Source organism: Streptococcus cristatus, assembly GCF_003943535.1.
GTDB classification, from domain to species: domain Bacteria; phylum Bacillota; class Bacilli; order Lactobacillales; family Streptococcaceae; genus Streptococcus; species Streptococcus cristatus_L.
The window spans coordinates 19,482-34,542 of the sequence record NZ_RJPU01000002.1 but is presented as its reverse complement, the minus strand read 5'-3'; the positions used below and the strand labels follow the sequence as shown (position 1 = coordinate 34,542).

Sequence of the window (15,061 nt, the reverse complement as noted above, 5' to 3'; positions counted from 1 at the left end):
TATTGTTTTACGATAATTCATTCTTATAATTATTATAAAACAATAATTCAATTCGGTCAAGAAATATTGTAAAACGATAATTCTAAAACTAAGAAAATTGGTTTAAAACCAATTCTCTTTTAATATTCCTTCTCATTATAGCCAAAGTCCGCCAAGTCCAGCTTCTTGTCCCGCCAGTTTTTCTTGACCTTGACCCAAGTTTCAAGGAAGACCTTATCTCCCAGCATGAGCTCAATATCGCGGCGAGCCATAGAACCGATTTTCTTGAGCATGGAGCCACCTTTACCGATGATAATGCCCTTTTGGCTGTCACGCTCGACCATGATCGTCGCTCGGATATGGACCTTGTCCGTCTCCTCGTCTCGCTTCATGCTGTCAACAACTACCGCAACTGAATGGGGAATTTCTTCACGAGTCAGGTGTAGAACCTTTTCGCGGATCATTTCTGAAACCAAGAAGCGCTCTGGATGGTCGGTAATCTGATCTTCTGGGAAATATTGGAAACCTTCCTCTAGATTTTCACTAAGGATGTCAATTAAACGGGAAACATTGTTGCCCTGCAGAGCCGAAATCGGAACGATTTCTTTGAAGTCCATCTGCTGACGGAAATCATCAATTTGCGCCAAGAGCTGATCCGGATGGACTTTATCAATCTTATTGACCACCAAGATCACTGGCACCTTAGCCGCTTTCAGGCGTTCGATAATCATGTCATCGCCCTTGCCACGCGGCTCATCTGCCGGTACCATGAAGAGAACCGTGTCCACCTCACGCAGCGTACTGTAAGCTGCTTCCACCATGAAATCGCCTAAAGCCGTCTTAGGCTTGTGGATTCCCGGCGTGTCGATAAAGACAATCTGCTCCTTATCCGTCGTATAAATGCCCATGATCTTATTGCGGGTCGTCTGAGCCTTGTCACTCATGATGGCAATCTTTTGCCCCATGACATGATTCAAAAAAGTTGATTTGCCGACATTTGGTCGGCCTAAAATGGCTACAAAGCCTGATTTAAAAGTCATTGTTCTATTCCTTCTCTAAAAAATAATATCCCACAGTTTTGGCAGAAAGATAATCAAACCTGTGATAACTGCAAAACCAGAAACCACCAAAACTGCACCAGCTGCCATATCCTTGGCATTCTTTGCCCGCATAGAAAAGTGATAATCACTAGCCAGATCCACAACATTTTCAACAGCTGAATTCATGATTTCAAAAGCGATCACCAAAAAGATACTCAGCAGCAAGAACAGCCACTCCGTCGCTGAAATCCGAAAAATCAAACCTGCAATGATGGCAGCTACAGCTGAAAGAACATGGCTCCGCATATTCTTTTCTTCCTTAAAAGCTGTGAAAATCCCCGTCAGAGCAAACTCCAAACTTGATATGACATCTCGATTTTTCCACTTGCGCTTGTTATTTTTATTGTCTTGTAAGTCCATAAGCTGTCAAAATTTCTTCCTGTAAGCCAAACATTTCTGCTTCTTCTTCTGGCGTATAATGGTCAAAGCCATTGATATGCAGAAAACCATGCACCGCCAAAAAGCCCATCTCTCGCTCAAAGCTGTGGCCATATTCTTCCGCCTGCTCCCGCGCCTTGTCCACCGAAATGAAGAGCTCGCCGATATAGGCGTCAAAGTCCTCCAGCATCTCAGCCAGCTCAGGATTTTCTGCCAAATCTTCCTCATCAAAGGCAATATCCAGCTCTGGCTTGTATTCCAAGCTGATGACATCCGTCGGCCGATCTGTGTCTCGGTATTCCAAGTTTAGTTCATGGCTACGTTCATTGGTCACAAAGGTTACAGCCATTTCCTTATTTTCTTTGCCCGTTTTCTGAGCCGCAAACTCCAAGATTTCCTGCGTCTGCTTGATGATTTCTTGAGAAACCTGACCGGTTTCATCCACCATTTCGATATACATATTTTACCTGCCTTGCTAATATTACTTCTATTATATCATATTTGGGCGCCTATGAGAGCCACAAGCATTGCATTTAAACGAGGAGAAATCCTGATTTAAAACCAAAAAAGGCTGAGAAAATCTCAACCTCTTTATCTAGTGCTAATTGCCGGGATCGAACCGGCGACCTCATCCTTACCATGGATGCGCTCTGCCTACTGAGCTAAATCAGCATTACCTATCTACTATATCATGTAGATAGGCACTTGTCAATATTCTTTCTCACTTTTTTGCGAAATATTGTTCTCTGGTCAGATAGTAATGCAGCCGCGTCACGATGCGTCCCTCCTCATGCTTGTCCAAGGCTGCGTAAGGCTCTTCGTGCGAAAAGATCATGCCTGACTTTTGCATGACGCGACCAGAGGCAGGATTGTCGATATCGTGTAGGGCCACCAATTTGTTCATGCCGATTTCTTCAAAAGCCAGCTCAAGCACTGCCCGAGTGGCCTCAGTCGTGTAACCCTGATTCCAGTATTTTTTATGGATCACATAGCCGATAGCTGCCGTTTTCAAATCCAAGCGGATCTTATGCAGGTCAATTGTCCCGATAAAGTCGCCAGTCTCCTTCAACTCAATGCCCCAGCGACCCAAAGGACTAGCTAGATAAAACAGGGCGATATTATTGCGGGTTTCCTCTAGAGTTTTGTTGGTCGCAAAGGTATAGCGAACATTCTCCTCGTCTGAAGCATATTCAAACATGGCTGGAGCGTCATCCAAAGTCACTGGACGCAAGATCAATCGTTCCGTCTCAATTCTGGAATGCTGGCTCAGCTTAACATAGATATTTTCCATCTCTTCCTCCTAATTTTTCTTATTAGAATAGCATAATTCTCTGTCTAAAACAATCCTTTTTTTCTTGCTTTTTGCGCCAGTTTCCTTTAAAATGAAAACATCACAATAATTGGCCTAGGTCCCTTTGTAGTCCTGTATTCGGAGATCCTAGCGTTAGAAAAAGGAGTAAAGCTCTATGTTAATCGGAATTCCAAGAGAAATTAAAAACAATGAAAATCGCGTTGCCCTGACACCAGCTGGTGTACACAGTCTTGTAGGAAAAGGCCATCAGGTGCTGATCGAAACAAATGCTGGACTTGGATCTGGCTTTGCAGATGCAGACTATGAAAAGCAAGGTGCAAAAATCGTTGCTACTGCTGCTGAAGCCTGGGCAGCTGAGTTGGTTGTTAAGGTTAAAGAACCGCTGGAAGCTGAATACCAATTCTTGCGTGATGACCTTCTACTCTTCACTTACCTGCACATGGCCGCTGCTCCCGAATTAGCCCAAGCTATGGTAACTGCCAAAACTACCGGGGTAGCTTACGAGACTGTACGTGACGGACAAGGACAACTACCACTCTTAGTACCTATGAGTGAGGTTGCTGGCCGTATGGCAGTCCAAATCGGAGCTCATTTCCTAACCAAGCAGACAGGCGGCTCTGGCGTTCTCCTTGGCGGTGTACCCGGAGTGCCAAAAGGTAAAGTTTCCATTATCGGAGGCGGTGTTGTAGGAACTCATGCAGCCCGTATCGCTCTGGGACTAGGCGCTCAAGTTACGATTCTCGATATTAGCGCCAAACGTCTATCTGTGCTAGAAGAAGTCTTTGGCAACCAAATTCAAACTCTCATGTCCAATCCATTTAACATCGAGGCAAGCGTCCGCGAAGCAGATGTCGTGATTGGAGCTGTGCTCATTCCTGGTGCTAAAGCACCAAAACTGGTAACTGACGATATGGTGAAGCAAATGCGCCCTGGTTCTGTCATTGTTGACGTGGCCGTTGACCAAGGTGGTGTTATCGAGACTGCTGATCGCGTGACAACCCACGATGAGCCAGTCTATGAGAAACACGGTGTTCTCCACTATGCGGTAGCCAATATCCCTGGTGCCGTGGCTCGCACTTCTACCATCGCCCTGACCAATGTCACCCTTCCTTATATCGAAGCGCTGGCTGGCAAAGGCTTCAGACAAGCTATTGCAGACGATGCTGGATTGCGTGAAGGTGTCACAACCTATCACGGTCACATCACTAGCCGACCAGTTGCAGAAGGCTTGAATCTCGATTACACTTCTATTGACGAACTTGTCTAAGCATTTTTCTCTTATATACAAAACCCGAAGGAACTTCTAGTCCTTCGGGTTTCATTTGTTTTAAATTTGAAATTAGTATCACGCTGCCATCCATTTAGACAAGATCAACATTGCTCCACATCTTTAAATTATCAAGTATATTACTCTTTAATAGACATTTTACAAGAAGTATCTAACACAAGTGATTTCTAAACCTGACTAGGCTCTTCTTTCTGGTAAAAGTTCATCCCAACCTCAGTATCCTCGACCAGAATATCATCAGTCTGGCCCAACAGCAGCAAAGCGATGTAAAAGTCACCAACACAGCCCGCAGCATGAATACTAGCTAGAGGCATGTAGAGAGTTGAACTGAGCAAGCCCAGCATGGCCAATAGGGTCAGAAGCAGGCTAATCAAAACAAAGGGAGCCAAACCAATGACCAAGAAGTCCTTACGATGGTAGAAGGTTCCTGGACTAGTCGCATAGGCCATCCCATTTTTAAAACCAAACTTGACCTTGGCCTTCCCTTTACCAAAAAACTTGAAGAAGAAACCGTGAATGTACTCATGGATGACGATAAGGATAAAGGTAAAAACTAACAAATAGGCAAGATCTAGACCCGAAAAATCATAATGATCGGCTCGGAAGATTAGCTGGGTCAATTTCGCAAAAAGCATGGAGAAAGGAAAAATCAGTAAGAGCCCTGCTACATTTAGACCGATTACATATTTCTTTTCTTCCATAAAGTTGATTTTTTTAATGAGTTTCATAAAAGCTCCTCCATCATTTTCGACCTTTACTCAAGACATAGGTGCTTGCACTGATAAAAATAAGAAGCCAAATCACCAAATTAGAGAAATCTTCAATTTTAAATGAATAGTCTCCTGTTTCAAAGAAGTTGATAAATGGATTCATAAAAGTAAACCGTAAAATATGCTGTATTGTTTTATCAAAACTAGCAAATAGAGGCACGAAACTGATCAGCAACAGCGGAAATAAACTATAAACCTGAGCTTGTGATTGTGTCTTAGAAATACCACCAATAAAAAGATTGATTAAAAGGATAATAACAATAATGAAGAGATTGATCAAAAGATAGATAGGCCATTTGCCAGATAGGTCTACATGCAAATAATATGGGAAAAAAATTAAGGCAAAGACTGTAAATAGGAAGGGATAAACCAACATGGATAGGAGGTATTCGCCAGAACGAACTCCACTCAACATCAAGGTTTTTAGATTGCGCTTTTCCTTGTCCTCTGCCATCATAATAGACACCATGTAGCCGCCACTCATAGCAAAGGTCATAGGCAGGATCATTTTCAATAGTCCTTGACCTGCGTTGCCATCCTTATTTAAAATCATATTGTACAAAAAGAGGAGGCCAAAGGGCAGCAGGACGGACATAAGCAAAGAAGAGTTTGTCAATAAAATCTGAGTACGCAGCCATGTGAGAGCTTTAATTTTTTTATACATCTAATTTTTCTCCTGTTAATTGAATAAAGATTTCTTCTAATGTAGGTTCGCAAGAATGTACTGTAATAGCTAATTTTAGGTCTTTTGTAGCCAATTCTGAGAATGAAATTTGCTCGGTTTCTCCATTTTCATAGCTAATTTTAACTTTCTTGGCTGCGTTATATTTTTGAATAATAGCTTTCGGCTTGCCATATTCTACTAATACTCCCTTATTTAGCAAGGCCAGTCGATCACAAAGGGCACTCGCTTCATACATATCATGCGTCGTCAGAAAAATGGTTGTTCCCTTTTTCTTCAGCTCAAGCAAAAGCTCATGAATCACCTTGGAAGTACGGGGATCAAGTCCACTCGTTGGTTCATCCAAGAATAAGACCTCAGGATTATTTAAAAGAGCTCGGGCTAGAAACATCCGCTGCTTCATACCTGTCGAAAGTTTCTCTGCTACAATATTTTTGCTTTCTAACAGACCAACCTGCTCTAAAACTTCATCTATCCGTTCATTTTTTAAATCGTATAATTTCGCATATATCTGCAGATTTTTATAGAGAGTCATCTTTTCATAAAAGCCACTTGTATCAGATACTAGGCCAATTTTCACCAAATCTTGAGCATTAATAGCATCTGAAGCTTTACCAAGGATTTTACTTTGACCATTGTCGGCATCAAGCTGGCCTGTCAGGATATTAATTAAGGTTGTTTTTCCCGATCCAGATGGTCCTAAAAATCCGAAAATTTCTCCTTGATCGATATGAAAATTAATCCGTTCTAAAGCTTTTTTATCTCCAAAACTTTTAGAAATATTCTCTACTTGAATCACTTGTGACATAAGGCCTCTTCTCACTTTCTTACTTATAATAACGTTTAACGATTTTGTACTGGCTGACAGTAACATAAAGATAGATGACCGATACCGCAATCCAAGCCAAAATCGTATCCACTTGGAATAGGAAATTTAGCAGTATCAGCCCAATATAGATACTAGGAAAGATAAAGCTCACTAGTTTCATGACTAATTCAAAATTTTCTTCATAATTAATCTGTTTTTCTGCCTCATCCATTTTATCCATTAAGAAATCTCTGGTTTCCCTGACATTGCTATAGCGAGGTAGCTCTTCTCCATTCACCGTTTTAAATCCTTTTCGAACTAAAATGCTAGCTACAGTTATCAAAAGAATCAAGAAGAAAAGTTTACCAAAGGCTAGCAGAATATTAAAATCTGTGTGACGGATTCCCTCTGCAAAGCCAGTAGCCGCATAAAACATAAAGGGAATCTGCATTAAATTTGTTAAAATGCCAGCTAAAGCATAAGCTCGGTTCCCCGCTTGTTCTAATGATTCTATCTCCTCGTCATCTTCCATCTTCTCCAATCGTGACATACTTTCCCGGCTGATGTGAAGATAGTAAAGCGTTCCTAGAAAAAGCAGAAATATGGCTACTATCATGATATCTTGCACTGCCTTCAGGCTGATAAACCGGCTAAAATCAATCTCGACTGCTAAGTCATAGTAACCGACCAGAGAGCCAGCGATAAAACCCACTACACCTCCCACAGCAATAAACACAACATTTCTCCAAAAACGGTATCGAGTTGATTTCATTCTTTTTTCTTTCATTCTAATTCTCCTTCTTTTTCTCAGCATCCATTTCAGCCATAACAACGGCATACATACAAATCATCAGAGGCAAATCAAGTAGTGGCTGCCAAGACAGCATGTGCACATCACCCAAGATAATCACAACAAAATGGACCAAAAAACTATAAATATAATAACTAGGACATTATTGTATCCGCTCCATCTCTTTTGTCTACCTACTCTTCCTCCACTAGGCGAAAGACATTTTCGACACTTTCGTTGAAAATCTGAGCAATTTTGAGAGCAATGACCACGGAGGGCGTGTATTCATCCCGCTCCAGCAAGCTAATCGTCTGCCGTGACACGCCGGCTTTCTTGGCTAAGTCAGTTTGATTCAGCCCGTCTCTAGCCCTCAGCTCTTTGAGTCGATTTTTCAGCTTCATGACAACACCTCTCAGTCTTCTTTTAGTTCAACAGATTTGATATCGTCAATACGCATGAGCTTAATTTTTGTTTGACCTTTTTTATTGGTCTTACTCAACTTAACCCAATCGTCATCGGCATCAACAATCACCCAGCAATCTGTCCCAAAAACTTCACCGATGATGATCGGGGTTTTCCCAATCATTTCTTTAAAAAAACGTGACATTTCTCCACTCCTTTCCTTATTTCTCTCTAAACGTTTCAACTTCCTTTTTACATTTTTCAATTCACTGGATGACATCAGCCACAAACCAGAAAATATCGGAAGTAGACACCAAAACAGTATCTCCATTAGCCCCTCCTTTTATCTTTTCTTCTTAACTTAAATACATTGTAACAGATTCTTTTTTTTTGACAAGTATATTTGTCAAAAAAATAAAGATTTTTGTCAGAAAGACTTAGATACTTTACAAAATAAGAAGTAAAAAAGACCAGGACTGAATCCTGATCTTAAAAAGCATACTACAATTTATCTGCAACTGCATCCAAGAGTTCTTGAATTTTCGCTTGGTTGCTTCCTCCTGCCATAGCCATGTCTGGTTTACCACCACCACGTCCATCGACTATTGGAGCCAATTCTTTGACAAGGTTTCCTGCATGAAGGTCTTTAGTCTTGCTAGCTACGAGAACATTGACCTTGTCACCGATAGCTGCGACTAAGACAAGAAGGTCAGAGTAGTCTTTTTGTTTCCAGTTATCCGCAAAGGTACGAAGGGCACCTGCGTCTGATACAGAAACTTGGCTAGCAATGTAACGGTGGCCGTTGACTTCCTTCACATCCTTGAAGACATCACCAGCAGCTGCGGCTGCGGCTTTTTCCTTCAATTCTGCATTTTCTTTTTGCAATTGACGGAGTTGCTCTTGAAGTCCTTCAACCTTATGAGGTACTTCCTTAAGTTGAGGTGCTTTCAAGGTCGCTGCTACTGCTTTCAGAGCGTCTTCTTGTTCGCGGTAGGCTTCAAAGGCTTCCTTACCAGTCACTGCCAAGATACGGCGAGTTCCTGAGCCAATCCCTTCTTCTTTGACGATCTTGAAGAGGCCAATCTCAGAAATATTACCAACGTGGGTACCACCACAAAGCTCAACAGAGTAATCACCGATTGTAACGACACGAACTTCTTTACCGTATTTCTCACCAAAGAGGGCCATAGCTCCCATTTCTTTAGCTGTCTCAATATCAGTCTCAACTGTCTTGACTGCGATCGCTTCCCAGATTTTCTCATTGACTTCTTGTTCAATGGCACGGAGCTCCTCTGCTGTCACCGCTTGGAAGTGCGTAAAGTCAAAACGGAGGAATTCTACTTCGTTAAGTGAACCTGCTTGAGTTGCGTGGTTACCAAGGATATTGTGAAGAGCTGCATGGAGCAAGTGAGTCGCTGTGTGGTTTTTCATGACACGAAGACGACGATTGGTGTCGATGCTAAGTGTGTATTCTTGGTTCAAGGCAAGCGGAGCATGGACTTCAACTGTATGTAGCGGTTGGCCATTTGGTGCTTTTTGAACATCTTTCACAGTGGCCACGATGTTTCCAGCAGCGTCCAAGATTTGACCATGGTCAGCTACTTGTCCACCCATTTCAGCATAGAATGGAGTCTCTGCAAAGATAAGCGATGCAGTTCCTTCTGAAACAGCTTCTACTTCAGCATTGTCCGCTACGATAGCCACCAGTTTAGAAGGCAATCGACTAGCATTGTAGTTGAAGACACTTTCCACTGTTATGTTTTGAAGGGTTTCATTTTGCATACCCATTGAGCCACCCTTAACAGCTGATGCACGCGCACGTTCTTGCTGCTCTTTCATGGCCGCTTCAAAACCTTCACGGTCCACAGTCATGCCTGCTTCTTCTGCGATTTCTTCTGTCAATTCCACTGGGAAGCCATATGTATCGTAGAGTTTAAAGACATCTGAACCAGCGATAACGCTTTGACCTTTTTCTTTCAAGTCAGCTACGATGGTTTCTGCAAAGTGTTGGCCTGAGTGAAGAGTACGAGCGAATGACTCTTCCTCGCTCTTAACGATTTTCTCGATAAAGTCACGCTTTTCAAGGACTTCTGGGTAGTAGCTTTCCATGATTTTTCCAACTGTTGGAACTAGTTTGTAAAGGAAAGGCTCGTTGATACCCAATTTTTGGCCATGCATAGAAGCACGACGGAGAAGACGACGAAGGACATAACCACGACCTTCATTTCCTGGAAGGGCACCATCACCAATAGCGAATGAAAGAGAACGAATATGGTCTGCAATAACCTTAAAGCTCATGTTGTCGCCATCTTGGTCGTAGACCTTACCAGACAATTTCTCTACTTCACGAATGATTGGCATGAAGAGGTCTGTTTCAAAGTTTGTCTTAGCCCCTTGGATAACTGCCACCAAACGCTCCAAACCAGCGCCCGTATCAATGTTCTTGTGTGGCAATTCCTTGTACTCGCTACGAGGAACAGCAGGGTCTGCGTTAAATTGTGACAAAACAATGTTCCAGATTTCAATATAACGGTCGTTTTCGATATCTTCTGCAAGTAGGCGAATACCAATATTTTCTGGGTCAAATGCCTCTCCACGGTCAAAGAAAATCTCTGTATCAGGTCCAGAAGGTCCCGCACCGATTTCCCAGAAGTTATCCTCAATTGGAATCAAGTGACTTGGGTCCACTCCTACTTCAATCCAGCGGTTGTAAGAATCTTTATCGTCTGGATAATAAGTCATGTAGAGTTTTTCAGCTGGGAAGTCAAACCACTCAGGGCTTGTCAAGAGTTCATAAGCCCAAGTAATAGCTTCATCACGGAAGTAATCCCCGATAGAGAAGTTCCCCAACATTTCAAACATGGTATGGTGACGCGCAGTCTTCCCTACGTTTTCAATGTCGTTGGTACGAATCGCTTTTTGCGCATTGGTAATGCGTGGATTTTCAGGGATAATGGTCCCGTCAAAGTATTTCTTAAGAGTGGCTACCCCAGAGTTAATCCACAAAAGAGTCGGGTCGTTTACTGGAACCAAGCTAACTGATGGTTCTACAGAGTGACCTTTGCTTGCCCAGAAATCCAGCCACATTTGGCGAATTTGAGCACTTGACATTTGTTTCATTTTATTTTTCTCCTTAAATCTTTTTAATGTTTTTTATGATGAACTTTCCAGCATTTCCACATAGTCAATGGCGACACAGAGGGAAATAACCAAATCTGAGTAAGCATCATCATAGACAGTCACCTGATAAGTAGATGTTAGATGGAAAAGTTCCTTGGTAATCTCTGCCACGACTTGATCTCGATCATCCAGCAATTTAAAATTTAAATCCCAGATATTGCCCTCAATCCTTAGGCCTAAATTGTCAAACTCATATTTATCACGGAAGAAGGTCAGTTTCTTGCGAATATAAAAGCTAGTCCCGTCACTGAGCTTGATTTCAAACTGGGGCATGAAGGTTAGAAAGGTTTTGCTGATCTGGCTAACTGTCTGTCCTTGGGCATCATAGATGGTGAAGCTCTTCGGAATCTGGAAAAATGATCCTTCTACTTGGTAATCTATGTTACCTCGATCGTCCTTGATATCAAAGCGTTCGCCACCTAGACGCAATTTTTGTTTGACAAGATAGGTCTTCATCGCTTTACCTCCAGAGTCAAGATAAAAGACAAGCTCTTTGTCTGAAGGGCGAAAAACCGCGGTACCACCTTCATTCAATGAACTTGTCATTCTCATTAGCTATTTAGTTTGAAACATGAGTAGCATGAATTTTCCTCTCACATGGCTCGCAGCACCGCCAATTCTCTGAACTGAGATCTAGAAAATCAATTCTCAATAATTTTATTATACTGACTTCTTGGCTTTTCGTCAAGCTTATTCTGCTGCAGGAGCTGGGTTTTCTTCAGTATGAGCAGCTTCTGACTTGCTTTCTTCTGAGCTTGAAGCCCTAGATTTTGCTTCTTCCGAGCTAGAAGATTGTGATTTCTTTTCTTCTGAACTAGAAGACTGAGATTTGCTTTCTTCTTTAGACGATGAGCTAGAAGTATCTCCTTCTACATATTGGGCAAAGACATTTTGGAAAGCTGGATCCTTCACTTTCAGATTCGCTTCCTTCAATTCTTTAGAAATAACAGAACGAATAAAGCTTGCATCGTTTTGTTTTTGAGTCAGGATTCCCTCTTTTAGTTGTTTCTTGTAATCTGTCCATTTTGCAGATTTTTGAGTTTTCTTCACCAATTTAACAATGTAGTAACTTGCTGAATAGTTCTGCTTACCTCGTACAGTAATCACATCAGAAACACCATTTTCTTCTAAGGCAAAAGTAGCTTTTTTAACGGCATCCGCAACTGTTGTTGAGGTTGAATCAAATTTCACCTCGCCACCCTTATCTTTTGTGTCCTTGTCGGTTGAGTTTTCCTTGGCCAACTGACCAAAGTCTGCTCCCTCAGCCTTGGCTTTTTCAAGCACTTCCTTAGCCTTTTCTTCACTGTCCACCTTGATAATTTGAGCCGTTACTTCTGGTGTATACGTTTCAAAGAAAGCCTTGTAGTTGTCATCTGTCAACTCTTTTTCAGCTGCTTTCTTAACAGCGTATTCAACCAATTTATTTGCACGGATCTGGTCTCTGTAGGCATCTTCTGTCATTCCGCTTTGAGCAAGAACATTTTGGAAGGCAGAACCATAAGCAGATTTCATTTTTTCAAAGGCTTCTTCAACCTCTTTATCCGTTACTTTTTTGCCATACTTTTCTTCAAAAACTTGCTTAATGGCCATTTGAAGCAAAACTTGTTGAGAGGCACCATTATTTTTTACTTGATCGTAAAATTCACTGACTGTGATTGTCTCACCTTTCATTGTCACAATATCTTTATCTTTTGCTGTTTGTGAACATGCTGCTAAAGCCACTACAGAAAAGAGAGTTACTGCTCCTGTAAGGATTTTTTTCTTCATTGTTTCATCTACTCCTTCAATAAATTCACTTTGTCTATTGTACCACAAATCCAACTTGATATCTTAATTTTTCCTAAAAATTTTTGGAATTTGAGAAAAAAGTGAAGGGATTATTTTTTTCTAATCATAAGCAGCCCATCTCCTAAAGGAAGCAAGCTCGCAGTCAAATCTGGACTGTCCAAAGTTGCGTCAAACAGGCTATGCAAGCCACGGTAAATAGCTCGTTGGCCACGCTTAATGTCCTCAAAAGGCTTGGCAACATCGCCGCCTTGGAAGACATCATCAATGAGGACCAGACCACCAGGATTGAGGCGCTTGAAGACTTGGGGCAGAAAGACCACATACTTAGACTTGGCTGAGTCCATAAAGACAAGGTCGTAGGAATCCTCCAGTGTCTCAAGCAGATCCACCGCATCGCCTTCCAGCAGGGTAATCTGCTGGCGACTGTCATACTTATCAAAATTAGCCTTAGCCAGCTCAATCATCTCTGGATTACGATCAATTGTCGTAATCTGAGCCTGAGGCGCATGCTCCGCCATCAAAAGAGCCGAAAAACCAATAGCCGTACCAATTTCTAAAATCTTCTCAGGCTGCAGGCTTTCGAGTAGCAGGCGGAAGTAAGCCACTGTCTCATGGGGAATCACAGGAACATTTTCAGCTTTGGCAAAATCCTCCAGTTCCTTGAGGCCGCCAGTGACTGGCTGGAGACGCTGTCTCATAAAGTCAACGATTTCTTCTTTGACCACTGGCCGACGCATATTGGGATTAGAGTTTTGATTATAAGTCTCGACCATCTTATGCCAGTCCCAACTTTTCTACCAAGGCTTCAAATTCATCCAAGCGGCGTTCGAAGACTGCAAAGGCTGCATTTAGATAGTCTTCTTTTTCCATATCCACACCTGCTTTTTTGATGACATTGAGCGGATAGTCAGAATTCCCAGCTTTGAGATAGTCCAAATACTTGTCCTTGTCTTCCTGACCGCCATGGACAATCTTTTCAGCCAAGGCAGAAGCCGCTGAAAATCCTGTCGAATATTGGAAAACATAGTAATCATAGTAGAAATGCGGAATCCGAGCCCACTCGTACTGAATCTGTGGATTATCTTCTTTTTTCAGTCCATAGTATTTCTCGTTCAAGTCAGCGTAGAGCTCATTGAGAAACTCGCTGGTCAAAACTTGACCTTCTTGGTCAGCCTTGTGGATAGCGTGCTCAAACTCCGCAAACTGGGTTTGACGGAAGACCGTACCTCTAAAGCCATCCAAGAAGTGATTGAGGATAGCAAAGCGGGTTGCATCGTCTTCTACTTCTTCCAAGAGCTTTTCTGTCAGGATGTTTTCGTTAGTCGTCGAAGCAATCTCAGCTAGGAAAATAGAATAGTCTCCGTAAACATAAGGTTGGGTCTCACGGGTGTAGCTGGAGTGCATACTGTGGCCTGTCTCGTGCACCAAGGTAAAGAGATTGTCCAGTGTATCCTGCCAATTAAGCAACATAAAGGCATTGGTATCATAAGAACCACCTGAGTATGCTCCTGAGCGCTTGCCTTGATTTTCATGAACATCAATCCAGCGCTCTGAAAAAGCTGTCTTCACTCGTCTCAAATAATCCTCACCCAGAATAGCCAAAACTTCCTCAGACTTAGCCAAGGCTTCCTCATAAGTGAACTTGTAGTCTGTCTCTGACAAAGGTGTGTACATATCATACATCTTCAAATCAGAAATGCCTAGAATCTTCGCTCGTAAAGCGATATAACGCTGCAAAAGAGGCAAATGCTTATTGACAGCCGAAACTAGGCTATCATAAACACTTTCTGGAATAAAGTCCGCTGACAAGGCTGCTTCACGGGCAGATGAAAACTTGCGGACTTTCGCATTGTAATTGTGAACCTTGACATTAGTCTGCAGAGTTTTGGCATAGGTATGCTGATACTGCTCGTAGACGCTGTAGAGAGCCTCGTAGGCTTCCTTACGGACTTCTCGGTTCTTAGACTCGACCAAGGTGATATAGTTACCGTGGCTGAGCTGAACTTCATTTCCATCTTCGTCATGCACCATCGGAAAGACAATATCTGCATTATCCAAAATAGCAAAGGTTTCGCCCGCTGCACCAAAAATTTCACCAGCACCAGCCAGTAGCTCCTCTTCACGCTGGGTTAGGATGTGGGCTTTCTTTTTCAAAAGCTTATCAAAATAATGCTGATACAGCTGCAAACCTGGCTGCTCAGCCAAGAAAGCTTGGTACTGCTCTTCTGTAATCGCCATAAATTCAGGCTCATAGAAGGCAAAACTTTGACCAAATTCGCTATAAAGAGTCATACCTTTAGCCTGATATTCTTGATACTTGGCCACACGAGTATCCTGGTCATTCTTCATGTGAGCATAAGAATAAAGCTTTTCAATCCGGCGCATCAAGTCCAACTGGATTTCTGTCGTTGTCAAAAGACTGTCCGCTGAATCCAGCAAATGCCCAGCCAGACTAGCTGCTTTCTTCACTTCTTCTGAAACCTGCGCTAACTCTGCTTCAAAGGCTTCATCAGTCGGGAAAATAGTAGTCAAATCCCAAGTATATTTTTCTTCAATTTCATTTCTTTGTTTTGCCATAGAAATT

General features: G+C 42.3%; 17 protein-coding genes and 1 tRNA gene. 1 reads left to right on the top strand and 17 read right to left on the bottom strand.

The genetic code is table 11. The annotated features are described in order from the left end of the window. Positions 1 to 119: 119 nt before the first annotated feature. From era to D8790_RS03355, 5 genes are all read right to left on the bottom strand, one after another. Entirely contained in the window at positions 120 to 1,019 is a 900-nt protein-coding gene (gene era / locus D8790_RS03375; RefSeq protein ID WP_061422545.1) for a GTPase Era, read from the bottom strand. Between the two features lie 15 nt (positions 1,020 to 1,034). Continuing rightward, on the bottom strand, positions 1,035 to 1,439 hold the full coding sequence (locus D8790_RS03370; RefSeq protein WP_045499229.1) for a diacylglycerol kinase family protein: 405 nt from the start codon (positions 1,437 to 1,439) through the stop codon (positions 1,035 to 1,037). Continuing rightward, positions 1,420 to 1,917, bottom strand: coding sequence for an rRNA maturation RNase YbeY (gene ybeY, locus D8790_RS03365; protein ID WP_125387602.1), 498 nt, complete (start codon positions 1,915 to 1,917; stop codon positions 1,420 to 1,422). Before ybeY ends, D8790_RS03370 begins: the two co-directional genes overlap by 20 nt. 139 nt (positions 1,918 to 2,056) lie before the next feature. Continuing rightward, positions 2,057 to 2,129 (bottom strand) — tRNA-Thr (locus D8790_RS03360). Between the two features lie 49 nt (positions 2,130 to 2,178). After that, positions 2,179 to 2,748 (bottom strand): GNAT family N-acetyltransferase, encoded by a 570-nt coding sequence (locus tag D8790_RS03355; protein ID WP_125387601.1) that lies wholly within the window; start codon positions 2,746 to 2,748, stop codon positions 2,179 to 2,181. Between the two features lie 175 nt (positions 2,749 to 2,923). Between D8790_RS03355 and ald the strand changes: the two genes are divergently transcribed. After that, complete coding sequence (gene ald, locus D8790_RS03350; RefSeq protein ID WP_125387600.1) at positions 2,924 to 4,036, top strand: alanine dehydrogenase; 1,113 nt, start codon at positions 2,924 to 2,926, stop codon at positions 4,034 to 4,036. 188 nt (positions 4,037 to 4,224) lie between these two features. On the opposite strand, the gene D8790_RS03345 is transcribed toward ald, so the two are convergent. From D8790_RS03345 to pepF, 12 genes are all read right to left on the bottom strand, one after another. Continuing rightward, positions 4,225 to 4,785, bottom strand: coding sequence for a DUF3267 domain-containing protein (locus D8790_RS03345; protein WP_125387599.1), 561 nt, complete (start codon positions 4,783 to 4,785; stop codon positions 4,225 to 4,227). A 13-nt stretch (positions 4,786 to 4,798) separates the two neighbouring features. Beyond that, positions 4,799 to 5,491, bottom strand: a complete 693-nt coding sequence (locus tag D8790_RS03340; protein WP_125387598.1) for an ABC transporter permease — start codon at positions 5,489 to 5,491, stop codon at positions 4,799 to 4,801. Continuing rightward, a complete protein-coding gene (locus tag D8790_RS03335; protein WP_125387597.1) occupies positions 5,484 to 6,317 on the bottom strand; it encodes an ABC transporter ATP-binding protein in 834 nt (277 codons plus the stop codon). The genes D8790_RS03340 and D8790_RS03335 overlap by 8 nt, the downstream gene beginning before the upstream one ends. A 19-nt stretch (positions 6,318 to 6,336) precedes the next feature. Further along, complete coding sequence (locus D8790_RS03330) at positions 6,337 to 7,104, bottom strand: DUF3169 family protein (protein WP_260470264.1); 768 nt, start codon at positions 7,102 to 7,104, stop codon at positions 6,337 to 6,339. Position 7,105: 1 nt separating this feature from the next. Beyond that, on the bottom strand, positions 7,106 to 7,243 hold the full coding sequence (locus D8790_RS10480; RefSeq protein WP_185761903.1) for a hypothetical protein: 138 nt from the start codon (positions 7,241 to 7,243) through the stop codon (positions 7,106 to 7,108). Positions 7,244 to 7,301: 58 nt separating this feature from the next. Further along, positions 7,302 to 7,508 (bottom strand): helix-turn-helix transcriptional regulator, encoded by a 207-nt coding sequence (locus D8790_RS03325; RefSeq protein ID WP_005590740.1) that lies wholly within the window; start codon positions 7,506 to 7,508, stop codon positions 7,302 to 7,304. A gap of 11 nt (positions 7,509 to 7,519) precedes the next feature. Then, a complete protein-coding gene (locus D8790_RS10815) occupies positions 7,520 to 7,714 on the bottom strand; it encodes an aspartyl-tRNA synthetase (RefSeq protein ID WP_260470263.1) in 195 nt (64 codons plus the stop codon). 296 nt (positions 7,715 to 8,010) lie between these two features. Further along, positions 8,011 to 10,629, bottom strand: coding sequence for an alanine--tRNA ligase (gene alaS / locus D8790_RS03315; RefSeq protein WP_125387594.1), 2,619 nt, complete (start codon positions 10,627 to 10,629; stop codon positions 8,011 to 8,013). Between the two features lie 33 nt (positions 10,630 to 10,662). After that, positions 10,663 to 11,241: an LURP-one-related/scramblase family protein gene (locus tag D8790_RS03310; protein ID WP_179856632.1), complete on the bottom strand. Its 579-nt coding sequence runs from the start codon at positions 11,239 to 11,241 to the stop codon at positions 10,663 to 10,665. Positions 11,242 to 11,379: 138 nt separating this feature from the next. Beyond that, positions 11,380 to 12,456 (bottom strand): peptidylprolyl isomerase PrsA, encoded by a 1,077-nt coding sequence (prsA, locus tag D8790_RS03305; protein ID WP_125387593.1) that lies wholly within the window; start codon positions 12,454 to 12,456, stop codon positions 11,380 to 11,382. Positions 12,457 to 12,566: 110 nt separating this feature from the next. Then, positions 12,567 to 13,250 (bottom strand): O-methyltransferase, encoded by a 684-nt coding sequence (locus D8790_RS03300; RefSeq protein ID WP_125387592.1) that lies wholly within the window; start codon positions 13,248 to 13,250, stop codon positions 12,567 to 12,569. Between the two features lies 1 nt (position 13,251). After that, the gene (gene pepF / locus D8790_RS03295) at positions 13,252 to 15,054 is read right to left on the bottom strand and encodes an oligoendopeptidase F (protein ID WP_125387591.1); all 1,803 of its coding nucleotides are present in this window, start codon (positions 15,052 to 15,054) and stop codon (positions 13,252 to 13,254) included. Between the last annotated feature and the right edge of the window lie 7 nt (positions 15,055 to 15,061).